General features: G+C 72.8%; 1 protein-coding gene. It reads right to left on the minus strand.

The window, feature by feature from the left end:
* Window positions 1-94: 94 nt before the first annotated feature.
* Window positions 95-1030: pullulanase-associated domain-containing protein (locus tag H5J33_RS36380; protein WP_309485583.1), on the minus strand; the 936-nt coding region annotated here is incomplete at its 5' end.

Here is a 1030-nt window from a genome sequence, read left to right on the forward strand (position 1 = left end):
CGCGGGCGTGCCGGTGGTCCGCCCGGGTTGCCGCGGGCGGTGGGTGCTGGTTTCACGGTGCGGCTCTTTCCTTTCGTACGGTGTGCCGGCGAGGTCAGCCGGGTGGCAGGCGCACGGTCGTGGCGCCGAGCAGGGCCCCGTCCTGTCCTCGCTGGGTGGCGATCAGCTGGCGGCTCGCCCGGGCCTCGGCGATCCGGCCGCGGTCCCGTGGGTCGACGGTGAAGGCCTGGTGATCCGCGAATCCGGGATGGGCGGAGCGTTGCGCGTCGGTCAGTTGCGTGGGGATCAGGCGCAGCCAGCGCCCCTCGTCCGAGAGGGCACCGTGCTCCAGACGGATGCCGCCGCCGGGCGCGTACACCAGTTGCTGGCTGGCGACTCCGGCTCCGGTCCCCCGCCATACGACGGTGTTCTCGTCCAGCCAGGTCGCGGCGGACGTGCCGAGGTCCAGGCCGAAGGCGCCGCCGAGGGTGGGGGTGAGGTAGGCGCCGTCGCCGGACACGCGCCAGACCTCGTGGCCGTAGAGGGAGAAGTCGAGGGTCTCGTCGGAGGTGACGTCCTTCTCCTCCTTCTTGTGCAGGATGTAGCTGAGGGAGTCCGCGTGATCGGTCAGCGGAACCTCGAAGACCAGGCCGAAGGAGTCCCGGCGCACCGGGCGGATCGGGTCGTTCCACTCCGGCGGGCGGGCCGCTCCCGTCCAGGCGTGCAGGCCCCAGCCGTCGTAGTCGCCGTCGGCACGGTGGTAGTGGACGACCGCCTTCGTGGGGTCCTGGGCCGGGTACGCGTCCACGGGTCTGGTGCTCGTGACCGCGTCACTGCCCTGCTCGGTCCACACCTCCGGTGTCGCGGCGAAGTCCAGGGTGCGTGCGGGGCCGTCGGGGACGCCGTCCTTCTCGACGGTGAAGGAGATCCGGGTGGTGCCCTCGGCCGGGGCGAGCCAGGCGAACGCCCCGTAGGCGTCCCGGCCGGTGAAGGCGGCGTGGAGGTGATCCGCGGCCTGCGCGGCTGGACCCGGGTGCCGATCCTGGTGCTG

Source organism: Streptomyces sp. WELS2 (genome assembly GCF_013870595.1).
GTDB lineage: Bacteria > Actinomycetota > Actinomycetes > Streptomycetales > Streptomycetaceae > Streptomyces.